Here is a 15,819-nt window from a genome sequence, read left to right as displayed (position 1 = left end):
CATATTGCCGATCGTTAGATCAGAAATAGACCTGCGATCATACCGCAAAATTAGTCAGAGATCTCCATTCTTTTACACAGTTTTTATGCTTTTTATCCACAGGTAAATGTGATAAGGCACCCGTTATAAAGAAGAAATAGACCGGGTTATCTTAATTTGCTGTCATTTTTCCACATGCTGGGGATAACTTTAGACGATTTACGGTAAATATTCTGTATGATCAAAAAATATTTTTAGATCTCTTGAAGATCCTTGCGCTTTGGGGCGGAGTCCGTATAATCTTCCTCCCTGTGTACAGTACTGATGTGATTTTTACACGAAACTGAGGTAAACTTGTTGGGCTATATCGCTCTATTTTAACGTTAATGTTAGGCAGGGCGGGGGCAAAAGCAGGTTTTCAGCCAGTATGCGGATGTAATCATTCGTCGGCTGTCACAACATATGTCGGCAAACCGGTCAGCCAGGCTATAAATAAAAGTGGTTTGATTGCGTCATTTCATTGACGTGACCCCCTATGTTTTATTACAATCCTGCCTCTTTCTATATTGTTGCGATAGAGGCACAGGTGTAAATCAGTTTCCACTGGTTGCCAACGCGTTTACTGAATCAGTAATAAATTTAAAAGTTAGGTAGAAATCGTTATGAAACGCACTTTTCAACCGTCCGTACTGAAGCGCAACCGTTCACACGGTTTCCGTGCTCGTATGGCCACTAAAAATGGTCGTCAGGTTCTGGCTCGCCGTCGTGCTAAAGGCCGCGCTCGTCTGACCGTTTCATCTAAGTAATAAAGCTAGCCCTCTATTCAAGTGGTTACGCTCGCTTTTACCCGGGAGTTACGTTTGTTAACTCCCAGGCATTTCGATAATGTCTTTAAGCAGCCGCAGAGGGCGAGTTCCCCAGAGATAACAATCCTTGGTCGCCTAAACGAGCTGGGGCATCCCCGCATCGGTCTTACCATCGCCAAAAAAAATGTTAAACGAGCTCATGAGCGAAATCGTATTAAACGGTTAGCGCGTGAATATTTTCGTCTGCATCAACATGAGTTGCCTTCAATGGATTTTGTGGTATTGGTAAGGAAAGGGGTCGCTAATCTGGACAATCAACAGATCACGGAAGCATTGGATAAGTTATGGCGTCGTCACCGTCGCTTGGCTCAAAAATCCTGATCATGCTGATCAGAGGCTACCAACTGGCTATTAGCCCGTTGTTAGGGCCTCGTTGTCGCTTCAATCCTACTTGTTCAAATTACGGAATTGAGGCATTGCGCAGGTTTGGTATGCTAAAAGGGAGTTGGTTAACGGCGAAACGCGTATTAAAATGCCACCCTTTACACGCTGGTGGAGATGATCCTGTCCCACCTAGAAAAACTGATGATAATAGAGAATTATAACGATGGATTCGCAACGCAATCTTCTACTCATCGCTTTGTTGTTCGTGTCGTTCTTAGTTTGGCAGGCCTGGGAGAGCGATAAAGTTGCTCAGGACGTTAAAACTGTTCAAACTTCGCAACAAGCGGATATGCCAAGCAGTGATGCTCAAGCCGTAACTGGCAGTGGGCAAGGTAAGCTCATCACAGTCAAGACTGATGTACTGGATATTCGCATCAATACTCGTGGTGGTGATATCGATGAGGCTGACCTGTTAGCCTATCCTGCGACCCTTCATTCGGAAAGCCCTTTCCGTTTACTGGAAACTAACCCAGGTTTTGTCTACCAGGCACAAAGTGGTTTGATTGGTCTTCATGGCCCAGACAACCCAGCAAATAATAATGGCGAACGTCCGCTGTATAGCGCAGATTCTACAACTTTCACATTAGAGAAAGGCCAAGACGTCTTGCGCGTACCAATGACATTTACTGATAACAACGGTGTTGTGTATCAGAAAACGTACATTGTAAAACGTGGCCAATATACTGTTGAAGTTGAATACAGTATTCAAAATCCAACAGCTCAACCACTGAGTCTCGCTTTCTTCGGTCAGTTAAAACAAACTATCGAGTTACCAAAAGAGCGTGATACCGGTAGCAGTAACTTTGCTCTGCATACTTATCGTGGTGCGGCGTATTCTTCTGATGAAAACAACTATAAAAAATATAGCTTTGGTGACATCGAAGATAAAAACCTCGACTTGACCACTAAAGGTGGCTGGGTGGCAATGTTGCAACAATATTTTGCAACGGCGTGGATCCCTGCAAGTGCAGAAAAGAGCACTTTCTATACCATCGACCTAGATAAAAAGTCTGCCATCATTGGTTATAAGAGTGAACCAATGACTATCGCAGCTAATGGTGCAGGTACTTATTCATCAACATTATGGGTTGGTCCTGAAATTCAGTCTGAAATGGCCGCAGTTGCACCACATTTAGACTTAACCGTTGATTATGGTTGGTTATGGTTTATCTCTCAGCCACTGTTTAAACTGCTGAAATTCATTCACGGTTTTGTGGGTAACTGGGGTATTGCCATCATCGTTATTACCTTTATCGTTCGTGGTATTATGTACCCGCTGACTAAAGCACAGTACACCTCGATGGCGAAAATGCGTTTACTGCAACCAAAACTGGCTGCAATGCGTGAGCGTATTGGTGATGACAAACAACGTATGAGCCAAGAAATGATGGCGATGTATAAAGCAGAAAAAGTAAACCCACTGGGTGGCTGTTTACCTCTGCTGATTCAAATGCCTATCTTCCTTGCACTTTACTATATGTTGATGGGTTCTGTTGAACTGCGCCACGCACCGTTCTTTGGTTGGATTCAAGACTTGTCTGCACAAGACCCGTACTACATCCTGCCTGTATTGATGGGTGTGACAATGTTTGTGATTCAGAAAATGTCACCGACCGCTGTGACTGATCCAATGCAGCAGAAGATTATGACGTACATGCCAGTCGTGTTCACTATCTTCTTCCTGTGGTTCCCATCAGGTCTGGTTCTGTATTATATCGTGAGTAACTTAGTCACCATCATCCAGCAACAAGTGATTTACCGTGGTCTGGAAAAACGTGGTCTGCATAGTCGCGATAAGAAAGAAAAGAAATAAATTGAATTTTAGGTGAGCCTTCTGCTCAGCTATCGATATAATATTAAGGCGGCCATTTAATGACCGCCTTAATTTTTTTATAGGAATGACAGAGAAACATCATGCAAATCAACGATACTATCGTCGCACAGGCAACACCTCCCGGTCGTGGTGGTGTCGGTATTTTACGTGTATCTGGCCCGAAAGCGGCACAAGTTGCTGAAATCGTGCTAGGAAAACTCCCTAAACCACGTTATGCGGATTATCTGCCATTTCGTGATGAGGAAGGCTCTGTTCTTGACCAAGGTATTGCGCTTTACTTCCCTGGACCAAATTCATTTACGGGAGAAGATGTCCTTGAGTTACAAGGACACGGTGGCCCTGTTATTCTTGATTTATTGTTAAGAAGAATATTAACGATTGATGGCATTCGTATCGCGAATCCAGGTGAGTTTTCTGAACGTGCATTTTTAAATGATAAGCTCGATTTAGCGCAAGCTGAGGCGATTGCTGACTTGATTGATGCGAGTTCAGAGCAAGCGGCACGTTCAGCGATGAATTCGTTACAAGGGGCTTTTTCTTCCCATATTCACCAATTGGTGGAAGCACTCACTCACTTGCGCATCTATGTGGAAGCCGCCATCGATTTCCCAGATGAAGAAATCGATTTTCTGTCTGATGGCAAAATTGAAGCTAAACTCAACGAAGTCGTGGCAGATTTAGAACAAGTTCGCTCCCAAGCACGCCAAGGCAGTTTATTGCGTGAAGGCATGAAGGTGGTTATTGCTGGGCGCCCAAATGCAGGAAAATCGAGCTTGCTAAATGCATTGGCGGGCCGTGAAGCTGCGATTGTGACGGATATTGCGGGAACGACGCGTGATGTGTTACGTGAACATATTCATATTGATGGTATGCCATTGCATATCATTGATACCGCAGGCTTACGTGAAGCCAGTGATGAAGTGGAGCGAATTGGTATTGAGCGTGCTTGGAAAGAAATCGAACAAGCGGACCATGTGCTGTTTATGGTAGATAGCACCACAACCAATGCTACAGAGCCGCAAGAGATTTGGCCTGAATTTATGGCGCGTTTACCTGATGAACTTCCGGTCACCGTCATTCGTAACAAAGCAGATATGACAGGCGAACCGGTTGAGTTTATTGATAATACCCGTTATCCGTTAATTCGCTTGTCTGCGCGCGAAGAAAAAGGCATTGATTTGTTGCGCGATCACCTAAAAGAAGCCATTGGCTTTAACAGTAATACAGAAGGTGGTTTCCTTGCTCGTAGTCGTCATTTACAAGCACTGAATGCAGCAGCCGTTCACCTTGAACAGGGCTATGACCAGTTAGTGAATGCTCGCTCCGGTGAGTTACTGGCGGAGGAATTACGTTTAGCTCAGCAGGAACTTAGCGAAATCACGGGTGAATTTACTTCTGATGATTTATTAGGCCGTATTTTCTCAAGTTTTTGTATTGGGAAGTGATACGGTATCATCTATCGTCTATAACCTACACGGTATTACGTGTAGGTTTGCTTTATCGGTAGTCCCCTCCATTTTTCCTGCCTTAATTCTCTATTAAGTTCTAGCAACCAAGTAATATATAAGCTTTACCTTGCTAAGGTATGGCACCGACTGTTTTGTGGGCCATACTTATTAATATATTTTTCACACGCTATAGCGTGTAATTTATGGTTTACCTCCTATAGCGTGTAATCTTGATATTACCGGCTATAGCGTGTAATATAATGTTTACCGGTTATAGCGTGTAAATATTGTTAGGGTGAAAAATAAGGTAGGTTTTAAAATGAAAGTGACGAATACCCGACAACTTAGTGCTTATATGAAGGATGTCAGAGAGACGAAAAAGTTATCTCAAAGCAAAGTCGCTAGCAAAGTAGGTATTCGGCAAGATACTGTTTCTAGCTTTGAACTCTCTCCTGACTCTACCAAATTAGAAACCTTTTTTAAGATTTTATCTGCCCTCAATTTAGAACTTGATATTAAACCGCGAAATGAAAGCGGCTCATCAAATTCAGACTCCGGATGGAAGGAGGAGTGGTGATGGCGACTTTGCATGTATACATGAATGGTTACTTGGTTGGGGATTTGATTCGTTCAAGTACTGGTGCTCACCAATTTACTTATAATAGTCACTGGTTGGAAACATCAGGTGCTCGACCTATTTCTTTATCAATGCCACTTAGGCACCAAGAATATCGAGGAGACGAAGTTTATAATTTTTTTGATAATCTCCTACCGGACAATATTGAGATACGGAATCGAATTGTTAGTCGTTATCAAGCGGATTCAAATCAACCTTTCGATTTATTATCTAAGATTGGCCAGGATAGTGTGGGGGCTTTACAACTCATTCTAGATGGGCAAAGAGTCAGTAATATCAGAAAAATTGAATATAAACCCTTATCTAATAAGCAACTAGAAAAAATATTAACAGGGTATAAAGCGAATGCACCTTTAGGCATGATTGAAGATGAAGATGACTTTAGGATCTCACTTGCGGGCGCTCAAGAGAAAACCGCATTACTCTATTTAGATGGGCATTGGTGCTTACCTCAGAATGCGACTCCAACTACCCATATTATTAAACTTCCCATTGGTAAAATAGAAAGCCATTCTTATTCGATAGATATGTCGGATAGTGTAGAAAATGAATATTTATGTTTATTGATAGCAAAAGAGTTTGGCCTAGATGTGCCCTATAGCTTTATTTTAAATGTAGGTGAAATAAAGGCGTTAGCGGTTGAACGTTTTGACCGTAAATATTCTTCTGATTCCTCGTGGATTATGCGTTTACCACAAGAAGATTTTTGTCAAACATTGAATATTTCACCGGCAAGAAAATATCAAAATCATGGTGGACCGGGTATTTCTGAAATTATGAATTACTTATTAGGTTCAATAAATGCGGAGAAAGATAGATATCAGTTTATGAAGAGCCAGGTTTTGTTTTGGTTACTTGCAGCGACGGATGGCCATGCTAAAAATTTTTCATTATTTATTGAACCTGAAGGCCGTTATCAGTTAACACCTTTTTACGATATTTTGTCCATGTATCCTAGTTATGGGGGGAGGGGAATTAACCCTAGAGATGCCAAATTGGCTATGGGGCTGAAGGGAACAAGGGGGATGAAATACAATATAGAGCAAATTTTCCCAAGACATTTTTTTTCAACGGCCAAAGCCGTTGGATTTGATCGTGCTGAGATGGAAAAAATCTTAATTGAATTTGGTGAGCAAATGGAAAGTGTTATTAAGAAAGTGAGAGAACAATTACCCACAGATTTCCCTGAGCATATCGCAGACTCAATTCTATCCGGATTACATCACAAAGCAGCGAGATTAAATAAAGGCTGGGACTAATTATGCCCCTTTAATCTTTAATTCGACTCCCGTGCGTAAACACTGTCGCTTTCCCCTGACGACAGAATCCAACTAACGTTAAGTTGGCTTTCTCTGCTACCTCAATAGCAAGCGCGGTGGCAGCAGAAACGGCAAATAAAATTTCAGCGCCACAACTGGCTGCCTTTTGCACCATTTCATAGCTGGCACGGCTAGAAACCAGTACTGCACCTTGTTGCCATTGGTTGCGATGTTTCATACCCAAAAGTTTATCGAGTGCAACATGGCGACCGACATCTTCGCATCCACCGACTAATTGCCCTTCTGGTGAAATCCATGCGGCCGCATGGGTACAGCCCGTTAATGCGCCAATTTCTTGCACTTTTTTCAATTCATGTAATGCATTATCGAGGTGCGAGAGAGAAAAGGTCTGGGTAAAAGGTAGCGGGGTGATAGGTTTGAAAATTTCTTCAAGTTGTTCTGTTCCACAAATACCACAGCCTGTACGCCCCGCTAGATTACGACGACGTTCTTTTAACTCCATAAACCGGCGGCTAGATAATTCAACTTGTACTTCAATTCCGCGGTTGCAGCCTTCAACGATATCAATTCCACGAATTTCATCACCTGACTGTATTATTCCTTCCGAAAGGGCGAACCCGATAGCAAAATCCGCCAAATCTTTTGGCGTCGCCATCATCACTACGTGAGATATGCCATTGAAGACTAAAGCAACAGGATATTCCTCCGCAACATAATCATTAACGGGTAAATTAAGGTTGCCTTTTTGTTGCACGGTTGTTTGGTTTAAGCCAATCATTTTGATTAATTTGGAGTCATTTGTAGTATTTGTTTCATACATTAGATGAATTCCTAGCATTAATGATACATAATATTAATTATGGGTAAAAAGAATTTACACCATTTGCCAGGCAATGAACCTGGATACGTAAGGAAGACGTTGAATAAGAACAGTTTACCTGATTATCGCGATTGACGTTAGGTAAACATGAGCAATGTAAATGAGGAGATCCCCATGCAAGTCAGCAGAAGGCAGTTCTTTAAGATCTGCGCTGGCGGTATGGCAGGTACGACTGCAGCGGCTTTGGGTTTTGCACCCGCTACCGCGTTAGCGTCAACGCGCCAGTATAAATTACTGCGTGCGAAGGAAACCAGAAATACCTGTACCTACTGTTCTGTCGGCTGTGGGCTGTTAATGTACAGCCTCGGTGATGGCGCGAAAAATGCAAAAGAGAGCATTTTCCATATTGAAGGGGACCCGGATCATCCGGTAAACCGTGGTGCACTTTGTCCGAAAGGTGCTGGACTTATCGATTTCATCCACAGTGAAAGCCGCTTGAAATACCCAGAAGTGCGTGAGCCGGGTACCAATGAGTGGAAACGTATCACGTGGAACGACGCGTTTGACCGTATCGCTAAGTTAATGAAAGAAGACCGTGATGCGAACTTTATTGAGAAAAATAAAGAGGGTGTCACCGTTAACCGTTGGCTGACCACTGGTATGCTGTGTGCATCGGCTGGTAGTAACGAAAGTGGATTTGTAACACAAAAATTTACCCGCGCTCTCGGCATGCTTGCCGTCGATAACCAAGCGCGTGTCTGACACGGACCAACGGTAGCAAGTCTTGCTCCAACATTTGGTCGCGGTGCGATGACCAACCACTGGGTTGACATTAAAAATGCAAACCTAGTTGTCGTTATGGGTGGTAATGCGGCAGAAGCGCATCCAGTCGGTTTCCGCTGGGCGATGGAAGCTAAAATCCATAATAAAGCCAAATTAATTGTGATTGACCCACGCTTTACCCGTACTGCGGCAGTGGCGGATTTTTACACGCCTATCCGTTCTGGTACAGATATCGCGTTCTTATCAGGTGTTATCAAATACTTACTGGATAATGAAAAAATTCAGCGTGAATACGTGGAAGCGTATACCAACGCCAGTTTAGTTATTCGTGAAGATTATGGTTTTGATGACGGCTTGTTCACAGGTTATGACGAAGAAAAACGTCAATACGACAAAACCACGTGGAACTATGAGATGGATGAAAACGGCCTTGCGCTGCGCGATCCGACTCTGAAACACCCACGCTGTGTGTTAAACCTATTAAAAGAGCACGTCAGCCGTTATACACCTGAAGTGGTGAATAATATCTGTGGTACGCCGATCAAAGACTTCCTACAAGTTTGTGAGTATTTGGCTGAAACCAGTGCTAAAGATAAAACAGCCTCGTTCTTATACGCATTAGGTTGGACTCAACATACCGTGGGTGCGCAAAATATCCGTACCATGGCGATGATCCAATTACTGCTGGGTAATATGGGGATGTTAGGCGGTGGTGTAAATGCCCTGCGTGGACACTCCAATATCCAAGGCTTGACTGACTTAGGCTTATTGTCACAAAGCTTGCCGGGTTATTTGACCTTACCATCAGAAAAACAAACGACATTAGAAAGTTACTTAGCTGCAAACACGCCAAAAGCGACGGTTGAAGGCCAGGTAAACTATTGGGGTAACTACCCGAAATTCTTTGTTAGTTTGATGAAGACGTTCTATGGCGATAAAGCGCAGAAAGAAAATAATTGGGGCTTTGATTTATTACCGAAATGGGATCAAGGCTACGATGTACTGCGTTATTTCGAAATGATGGATAAAGGGGAAGTGAATGGCTATATCTGCCAAGGCTTTAACCCAGTAGCTTCATTCCCGAATAAAAACAAAGTTATTAAATCGCTTTCTAAGCTGAAGTATTTAATCACCGTTGACCCGCTGAACACCGAAACGTCGAATTTCTGGCAAAACCACGGCGAAATGAATGATGTGAACCCGGCAGAAATTCAAACTACCGTATTCCGTCTGCCATCTTGCTGTTTTGCTGAAGAAAATGGTTCGATTGTGAACTCGGCACGTTGGTTACAGTGGCACTGGAAAGGTGCGGATGCCCCAGGTGAAGCTATCAGTGATGGTGAAATCCTGTCTGGTATTTTCCACCGTTTACGCCAACTGTATGCCTCTGAAGGCGGTGCGGTACCTGAACAAGTTCTAAGTATGACTTGGAATTACTTCGACCGCGATAACCCAACACCAGAAGAAGTTGCTCAAGAAAACAATGGCTATGCTTTAGTTGACTTGAAAGATGCTGATGGCAACGTTATTGCGAAAAAAGGTGAGTTGCTGAGCTCGTTTGCACAGTTACGTGATGACGGTACCACCGCGAGTGGCTGCTGGATATTTACAGGTAGCTGGACGCCAAAAGGCAACCAAATGGCTAACCGTGATAACTCTGACCCAACAGGTCTGGGGAATACATTAGGTTGGGCATGGGCGTGGCCTCTGAACCGCCGTGTGATTTATAACCGTGCATCAGCAGACCCAATGGGTAAACCATGGGATCCAAAACGCCAAATCCTCGAGTGGAATGGTAGCAAATGGATAGGAATGGATATTCCTGACTATAGCAATGCCGCGCCGGGAAGTGGTGTTGGTCCGTTTATCATGCAACCGGAAGGTATGGGGCGTCTATTCGCACTGGATAAAATGGCCGAAGGCCCATTCCCAGAGCACTATGAACCAATTGAAACGCCATTGGATACCAATCCACTGCACCCGAAAGTTGTGTCAAACCCTGCGGCTCGTGTGTTTAAAGACGACTGGGCCCAAATGGGTAAAGCGACAGAATTCCCTTATGTGGGAACCACTTATCGCTTGACTGAACATTTCCACTATTGGACAAAACATGCTTTGCTAAATGCCATCATTCAGCCACAGCAGTTCATTGAAATTGGTGAGCGTCTGGCGAATGAAAAAGGTATTAAACAAGGCGATACGGTGAAAGTCAGCTCTAAACGCGGTTATATCAAAGCGAAAGCCGTGGTCACCAAACGTATTCATACGCTGAAAGTGGCAGGTAAAGATATCGATACAATCGGTATTCCTATTCACTGGGGCTTTGAAGGTTTGGCTGTGAAAGGCTTTATCGCGAACACGTTAACGCCGTTTGTCGGTGATGCGAATACTCAGACACCGGAATTTAAATCGTTCCTTGTCAATGTGGAAAAGGTGTAAGGAGATAAATTATGTCAATGCAATCTCAGGACATTATTCGTCGCTCTGCCACCAATTCCCTGACTCCCGCACCTCAGGTGCGGGATTATAAGGAAGAAGTTGCAAAGCTTATCGATGTGACGACCTGTATCGGCTGTAAAGCTTGTCAGGTCGCCTGTTCCGAATGGAACGATATCCGTGACAAGATCGGGACTAACGTTGGTGTATATGATAACCCAACAGATTTAACCGCTAAGTCATGGACGGTAATGCGCTTCTCTGAAGTGGAAGAGAACGATAAATTTGAATGGCTGATCCGTAAAGATGGTTGTATGCACTGTGCTGACCCGGGTTGTCTGAAGGCGTGCCCTTCGGAAGGCGCGATAGTACAGTACAAAAACGGTATCGTTGACTTCCAATCGGAACACTGTATTGGTTGTGGTTATTGTATTGCGGGTTGCCCGTTTGATGTACCACGTATTAACTCAGAAGATAACCGCGCATACAAATGTACGCTGTGTGTTGACCGTGTTGAAGTCGGTCAAGAACCTGCATGTGTGAAAACATGTCCAACGGGTGCTATCCACTTCGGTAGCAAAGAAGACATGATTAACATGGCTGGTGAGCGTGTTGAAGAGCTGAAAACCCGTGGTTATGCGAATGCAGGTTTATATGACCCAGAGGGCGTTGGTGGTACGCACGTGATGTACGTTCTGCACCATGCAGATAAACCTCAGTTGTATCACGGATTACCAGAAAACCCGACAATCAGCCCAACAGTGACTTTCTGGAAAGGTATCTGGAAACCGTTAGCAGCGGTTGGTTTTGCTGCAACATTTGCGGCGGCCATCTTCCACTATGTGGGAATTGGTCCAAACCGCGTCTCCAAAAAAGATGAAGAAGAGGCTTTAGAAGATTTGCATAATGCAATGTCATCTGACACTTCGAAATCAAAAGAAGGGGAGGATCAGAAATGATGCCAGATGATAACGACAAAATTATTCGCCATAAACCGATTGAAAGGATCAATCACTGGGCGGTTGTGATTTGCTTTTTGTTCACGGCAATCAGTGGATTAGGGTTCTTTTTCCCTTCACTAAACTGGTTTATGAACATTTTAGGTACGCCACAACTGTCGCGAATTTTGCATCCATTTGTGGGTACGGCGATGTTCTTGCTGTTCGTATTTATGTTCTTCCGCTATTTCCATCATAACTTCATTAATAAAGAAGATATCAAGTGGGCAAAAAATATCGGCAAAGTACTGAAAAACGAAGAGGCGGGCGATGTCGGCCAATATAACCTCGGTCAGAAAGGGGTGTATTGGGTTGTCACTATCTGCTTATTAGCGCTGGTGGTCACGGGAGTGATTATGTGGCGCCCTTATTTTGCAGATTACTTCCCAATCCCTGTTTATCGTGCAGCGATTCTTATTCACTCGCTCTCTGCGATTGCGTTGATCATCATGATTGTGGTTCACGCTTATGCAGCGATTTGGGTGAAAGGTTCAGTACGTGCGATGGTTGAAGGTTGGGTGACTCGTGGTTGGGCTAGAAAACACCATCCATTGTGGTACCGCCAGCTTTTGGAAAAAGAAAAACAGCAAAAACAGCAACAAGAGAAAAACTAAGTTTTATTATTGTTGTTATCAAACCCACAAATGACTAATGTTATTTGTGGGTTTTTTATATCTAAAAAATATAAACATTCAATTTATTTGAAAGAAATAAAATTAGATATATTTATTTGATGACCTGTTTGCGATTTATTATCATTATAGTTAATCAAAATAAGATTAATAAAAAAATACACATCAAATAAAGATGCTCTTATTTCGCGTATGATTTACAATTTTTTTAAACCAATAATAAACAAATAAACATTTATTCGTTTTTATATTATGTAAAAAAAAGACATCAACCCTTTAATTTATTGATAATAAACTATTTTTGTGATTGTTGTTTTTTTGTGAATAGCTATTGAATATTGATATTAGATCAATAAAGGTCTATCTTAAATGGTCACTGCTGATTAATTCGAGACTTTGTTTTTTATTTTAATTTAAAAGTAAACTAATGTTCTGATATTTGTTTTTTTTAAGAATGTTATAATGCATATATATTAAAAGAATTAATTGCTGGACATTGGTGATATTATTTAATAAAAAGAGTAATGTAATTATTAATAAATATAAAAATAGTCATATATTCAAATATCTTTTTAACACAGCTAAATAATAGAACCCTAATTCATTCCATTTACGATAGCTAAATAAAGAGGTACCACATGGATCTTCCTTTACAAGGTATTAAAGTACTGGATTTCACCGGTGTACAATCAGGACCATCTTGTACTCAAATGTTAGCGTGGTTCGGCGCAGATGTTATTAAGATTGAGCGCCCTGGAGTTGGAGATGTCACGCGTAACCAATTAAGGGATATACCTGATGTGGATGCGCTGTATTTCACGATGCTTAATAGTAATAAGCGATCAGTGGAATTAAATACAAAAACGCCAGAAGGTAAAGAGGTTATGGAGCGGCTGATTAAGCAAGCCGACGTCCTCGTTGAGAACTTCCATCCAGGTGCAATTGACCATATGGGCTTCACTTGGGAACACATTCAAGAATTAAATCCTCGTTTGATTTTCGGTTCCATCAAAGGTTTTGATGAAGACTCTCCTTATGCAGATGTTAAAGCTTATGAAAACGTTGCCCAAGCCGCAGGTGGTGCCGCATCAACCACAGGGTTTTGGGACGGCCCACCATTAGTGAGCGCCGCAGCATTAGGTGATAGTAATACAGGTATGCACTTGCTCATTGGCTTACTCGCAGCGTTATTACATCGCGAGAAAACAGGAAAAGGCCAGCGAGTGACTATGTCGATGCAAGATGCCGTACTCAACTTGTGCCGTGTCAAACTTCGTGACCAGCAACGTTTAGAGAAAATTGGCTACCTTGAAGAATATCCACAATACCCAAATGGCACATTTGGTGATGCAGTTCCTCGTGGCGGTAATGCTGGCGGTGGTGGCCAGCCTGGCTGGATCTTAAAATGTAAAGGCTGGGAAACTGACCCAAATGCTTATATTTATTTTACTATCCAAGAGCAGGACTGGGAGCAAACCTGTATCGCTATTGGTAAGCCTGAATGGGCAACTGACCCCGCTTACAATACACCAAAGGCTCGTCAACCTCATATCTTTGATATTTTTGCTGAAATTGAAAAATTCTTAGCGGATAAAGACAAACATGAAGCGGTCGAGTATTTAAGTAAATACGGTGTACCTTGTGCTCCTGTACTCAGTATGCGTGAAATAGCACGAGACCAATCTCTGCGTAAGAGCGGAAGTATTGTTGAAGTTGAGCAGCCAAAACGCGGGACTTACTTGACGGTGGGTTGCCCGATGAAATTCTCCTCATTTACACCCGATATCAAAAGCGCACCATTGTTGGGTGAGCATACAGAGCAAGTCCTAACTGAGTTAGGCTATAGCGCAGATGAAATTGCGACTATGCGAGCGAACAAAGCGATCTAATTTTAAATATTGGGGTGAGAAATCACTCCATTTAATCTTTTAATCAGTTATTTATGAGGTAGACATGTCTGCTGATCAAACCCAAAACCTGACTGATGGTATGCATATTATTGTCGATGCACTTAAAAAAAATGGCATTGATACAATCTACGGTGTTGTTGGAATTCCAGTGACTGACATGGCAAGGCATGCGCAAGCTGAAGGTATTCGCTATATTGGTTTCCGCCATGAGCAATCTGCGGGTAACGCAGCTGCAATCAGTGGTTTTATTACCCAAAAACCGGGTATCTGTTTAACGGTTTCGGCGCCGGGTTTCTTGAATGGTATGGTTGCTCTTGCTAATGCAACGACCAATGGTTTTCCAATGATTCAAATCAGTGGCTCAAGCGACAGAGCGATAATTGATTTGCAGCAGGGTGATTACGAAGAGTTAGACCAAATGAACACGGCAAAACCCTTTGTAAAAGCGTCTTATCGTGTGAATAAACCTGAGGATCTTGGTATCGCACTAGCCCGGGCAATCCGAGCTTCGGTATCAGGTCGTCCTGGTGGGGTTTATCTTGATTTAACAACGGAAGTGTTGTCTGCCGTGATGGACAAGGACGCAGCGGATAAAACCATTTTTACAGTTGAAGACCCTGCACCAAGACAAATTCCATCACCAGATTCAGTGAATAAAGCCCTTAAGTTGCTCGCCTCGGCTAAGCGACCATTAATTATTTTGGGTAAAGGTGCAGCTTATGCCCAAGCGGATGACAATATTCGTCAATTTATTGAAACAACCGGTATCCCTTATTTACCGATGTCAATGGCTAAGGGGCTGCTGCCAGATACACATCCCCTATCAGCCGCATCAGCTCGCTCATTTGCCTTATCCAGTGCAGATGTTGTGGTATTAATGGGAGCACGTCTTAACTGGTTACTTGACCATGGTAAAGGTAAGCATTGGTCACCAGAAACGCAATTTATTCAGTTAGATATTGAACCTTCCGAAATTGATAGTAACCGCCCAATAGCGGCCCCAGTTGTTGGTGATATTTACTCCAGTATTGAGTCATTATTGGCAGGACTTAAATCAACCCCTGTTAAATCTCCAACAGAATGGATTGTCAGTATTGATGAGCACAAGAAAATCAATGTCGAGAAAATGGCAGTTAAGTTAAACACTGACACTTCCCCGATGAATTACTTCAACGCATTACGTGCAATCCGTGATGTGCTGGTCGATCACCAAGATGTTTATGTCGTCAATGAAGGCGCTAACACGCTTGATAATGGGCGAAATATTATTGATATGTACCAACCACGTAAACGCTTAGATTGTGGAACATGGGGCGTTATGGGGGTCGGAATGGGTTATGCAGTGGGAGCCGCTGTAACAAGTGGTAAGCCTGTTGTGGCGATTGAAGGCGATAGTGCTTTTGGCTTTAGTGGTATGGAAATCGAAACGATTTGTCGCTACAAATTGCCTGTCACTATTTTGATTTTCAATAATGGTGGGATTTACCGTGGTGATGGAGTAAACCTCCATGGTGATCAAGACCCTTCTCCTACCGTTTTAATGGGCGGAGCGCGTTATGACAAAATGATTGAGGCTTTTGGTGGCATCGGCTACCAAGCAACAACACCTGCTGAGGTACAAGAAGCCTTGAGGGCCGGTTTAGCATCGGGTCATCCAACTTTGATAAATGTTGTTATTGACCCTGCAGTTGGAACGGAAAGTGGCCATATTGGTAATTTAAATCCGAAGTCTGTCGTAAAAAATTAACGCAGCATAACGTTAACTAACAAAGATAACCCTACGCGGCTCATTTTTAATGAGTGGCGTACGGG

Annotated in this window: 13 protein-coding genes; 12 read left to right on the top strand and 1 reads right to left on the bottom strand. The window is 42.9% G+C overall.

The features are described from left to right. The first annotated feature begins 641 nt into the window (after nt 1–641). The 7 genes from rpmH to M1F25_RS21535 all read left to right on the top strand — a co-directional run bounded on the left by rpmH (nt 642) and on the right by M1F25_RS21535 (nt 6,407). The gene (gene rpmH / locus M1F25_RS21565; protein ID WP_004906236.1) at nt 642–785 is read left to right on the top strand and encodes a 50S ribosomal protein L34; all 144 of its coding nucleotides are present in this window, start codon (nt 642–644) and stop codon (nt 783–785) included. Nucleotides 786–806: 21 nt separating this feature from the next. After that, nucleotides 807–1,166, top strand: coding sequence for a ribonuclease P protein component (gene rnpA / locus M1F25_RS21560; protein WP_004906229.1), 360 nt, complete (start codon nt 807–809; stop codon nt 1,164–1,166). Further along, nucleotides 1,130–1,390 (top strand): membrane protein insertion efficiency factor YidD, encoded by a 261-nt coding sequence (yidD, locus tag M1F25_RS21555; RefSeq protein ID WP_036959180.1) that lies wholly within the window; start codon nt 1,130–1,132, stop codon nt 1,388–1,390. The genes rnpA and yidD overlap by 37 nt, the downstream gene beginning before the upstream one ends. A 2-nt stretch (nt 1,391–1,392) precedes the next feature. Beyond that, a complete protein-coding gene (gene yidC, locus M1F25_RS21550) occupies nt 1,393–3,042 on the top strand; it encodes a membrane protein insertase YidC (RefSeq protein ID WP_004906225.1) in 1,650 nt (549 codons plus the stop codon). A 101-nt stretch (nt 3,043–3,143) separates the two neighbouring features. After that, nucleotides 3,144–4,508, top strand: a complete 1,365-nt coding sequence (gene mnmE / locus M1F25_RS21545) for a tRNA uridine-5-carboxymethylaminomethyl(34) synthesis GTPase MnmE (protein WP_004906223.1) — start codon at nt 3,144–3,146, stop codon at nt 4,506–4,508. A 322-nt stretch (nt 4,509–4,830) separates the two neighbouring features. Next, a complete protein-coding gene (locus tag M1F25_RS21540; RefSeq protein ID WP_036959176.1) occupies nt 4,831–5,088 on the top strand; it encodes a helix-turn-helix domain-containing protein in 258 nt (85 codons plus the stop codon). Then, the gene (locus tag M1F25_RS21535) at nt 5,088–6,407 is read left to right on the top strand and encodes a type II toxin-antitoxin system HipA family toxin (protein ID WP_140172675.1); all 1,320 of its coding nucleotides are present in this window, start codon (nt 5,088–5,090) and stop codon (nt 6,405–6,407) included. The genes M1F25_RS21540 and M1F25_RS21535 overlap by 1 nt, the downstream gene beginning before the upstream one ends. Nucleotides 6,408–6,417: 10 nt before the next feature. Here the strand turns inward: M1F25_RS21535 and fdhD are convergent, their stop codons facing one another. After that, on the bottom strand, nt 6,418–7,248 hold the full coding sequence (fdhD, locus tag M1F25_RS21530; protein WP_094961979.1) for a formate dehydrogenase accessory sulfurtransferase FdhD: 831 nt from the start codon (nt 7,246–7,248) through the stop codon (nt 6,418–6,420). 174 nt (nt 7,249–7,422) lie between these two features. Between fdhD and fdnG the strand changes: the two genes are divergently transcribed. From fdnG to oxc, 5 genes are all read left to right on the top strand, one after another. Further along, nucleotides 7,423–10,470, top strand: a complete 3,048-nt coding sequence (gene fdnG, locus M1F25_RS21525) for a formate dehydrogenase-N subunit alpha (RefSeq protein ID WP_094961978.1) — start codon at nt 7,423–7,425, stop codon at nt 10,468–10,470. 11 nt (nt 10,471–10,481) lie between these two features. Beyond that, nucleotides 10,482–11,426 (top strand): formate dehydrogenase subunit beta, encoded by a 945-nt coding sequence (gene fdxH / locus M1F25_RS21520; protein ID WP_136134575.1) that lies wholly within the window; start codon nt 10,482–10,484, stop codon nt 11,424–11,426. Then, the gene (gene fdoI, locus M1F25_RS21515; RefSeq protein ID WP_094961977.1) at nt 11,423–12,079 is read left to right on the top strand and encodes a formate dehydrogenase cytochrome b556 subunit; all 657 of its coding nucleotides are present in this window, start codon (nt 11,423–11,425) and stop codon (nt 12,077–12,079) included. The genes fdxH and fdoI overlap by 4 nt, the downstream gene beginning before the upstream one ends. A 656-nt stretch (nt 12,080–12,735) precedes the next feature. Then, nucleotides 12,736–13,986 (top strand): formyl-CoA transferase, encoded by a 1,251-nt coding sequence (frc, locus tag M1F25_RS21510; RefSeq protein ID WP_004906213.1) that lies wholly within the window; start codon nt 12,736–12,738, stop codon nt 13,984–13,986. Nucleotides 13,987–14,050: 64 nt separating this feature from the next. Continuing rightward, the gene (gene oxc, locus M1F25_RS21505) at nt 14,051–15,754 is read left to right on the top strand and encodes an oxalyl-CoA decarboxylase (RefSeq protein WP_096863649.1); all 1,704 of its coding nucleotides are present in this window, start codon (nt 14,051–14,053) and stop codon (nt 15,752–15,754) included. The last annotated feature ends 65 nt before the right edge of the window (nt 15,755–15,819 follow it).

It is taken from the genome of Providencia sp. PROV109, from assembly GCF_033681625.1.
GTDB classification, from domain to species: domain Bacteria; phylum Pseudomonadota; class Gammaproteobacteria; order Enterobacterales; family Enterobacteriaceae; genus Providencia; species Providencia hangzhouensis.
This window is presented reverse-complemented; position numbering and strand designations above follow the sequence as displayed.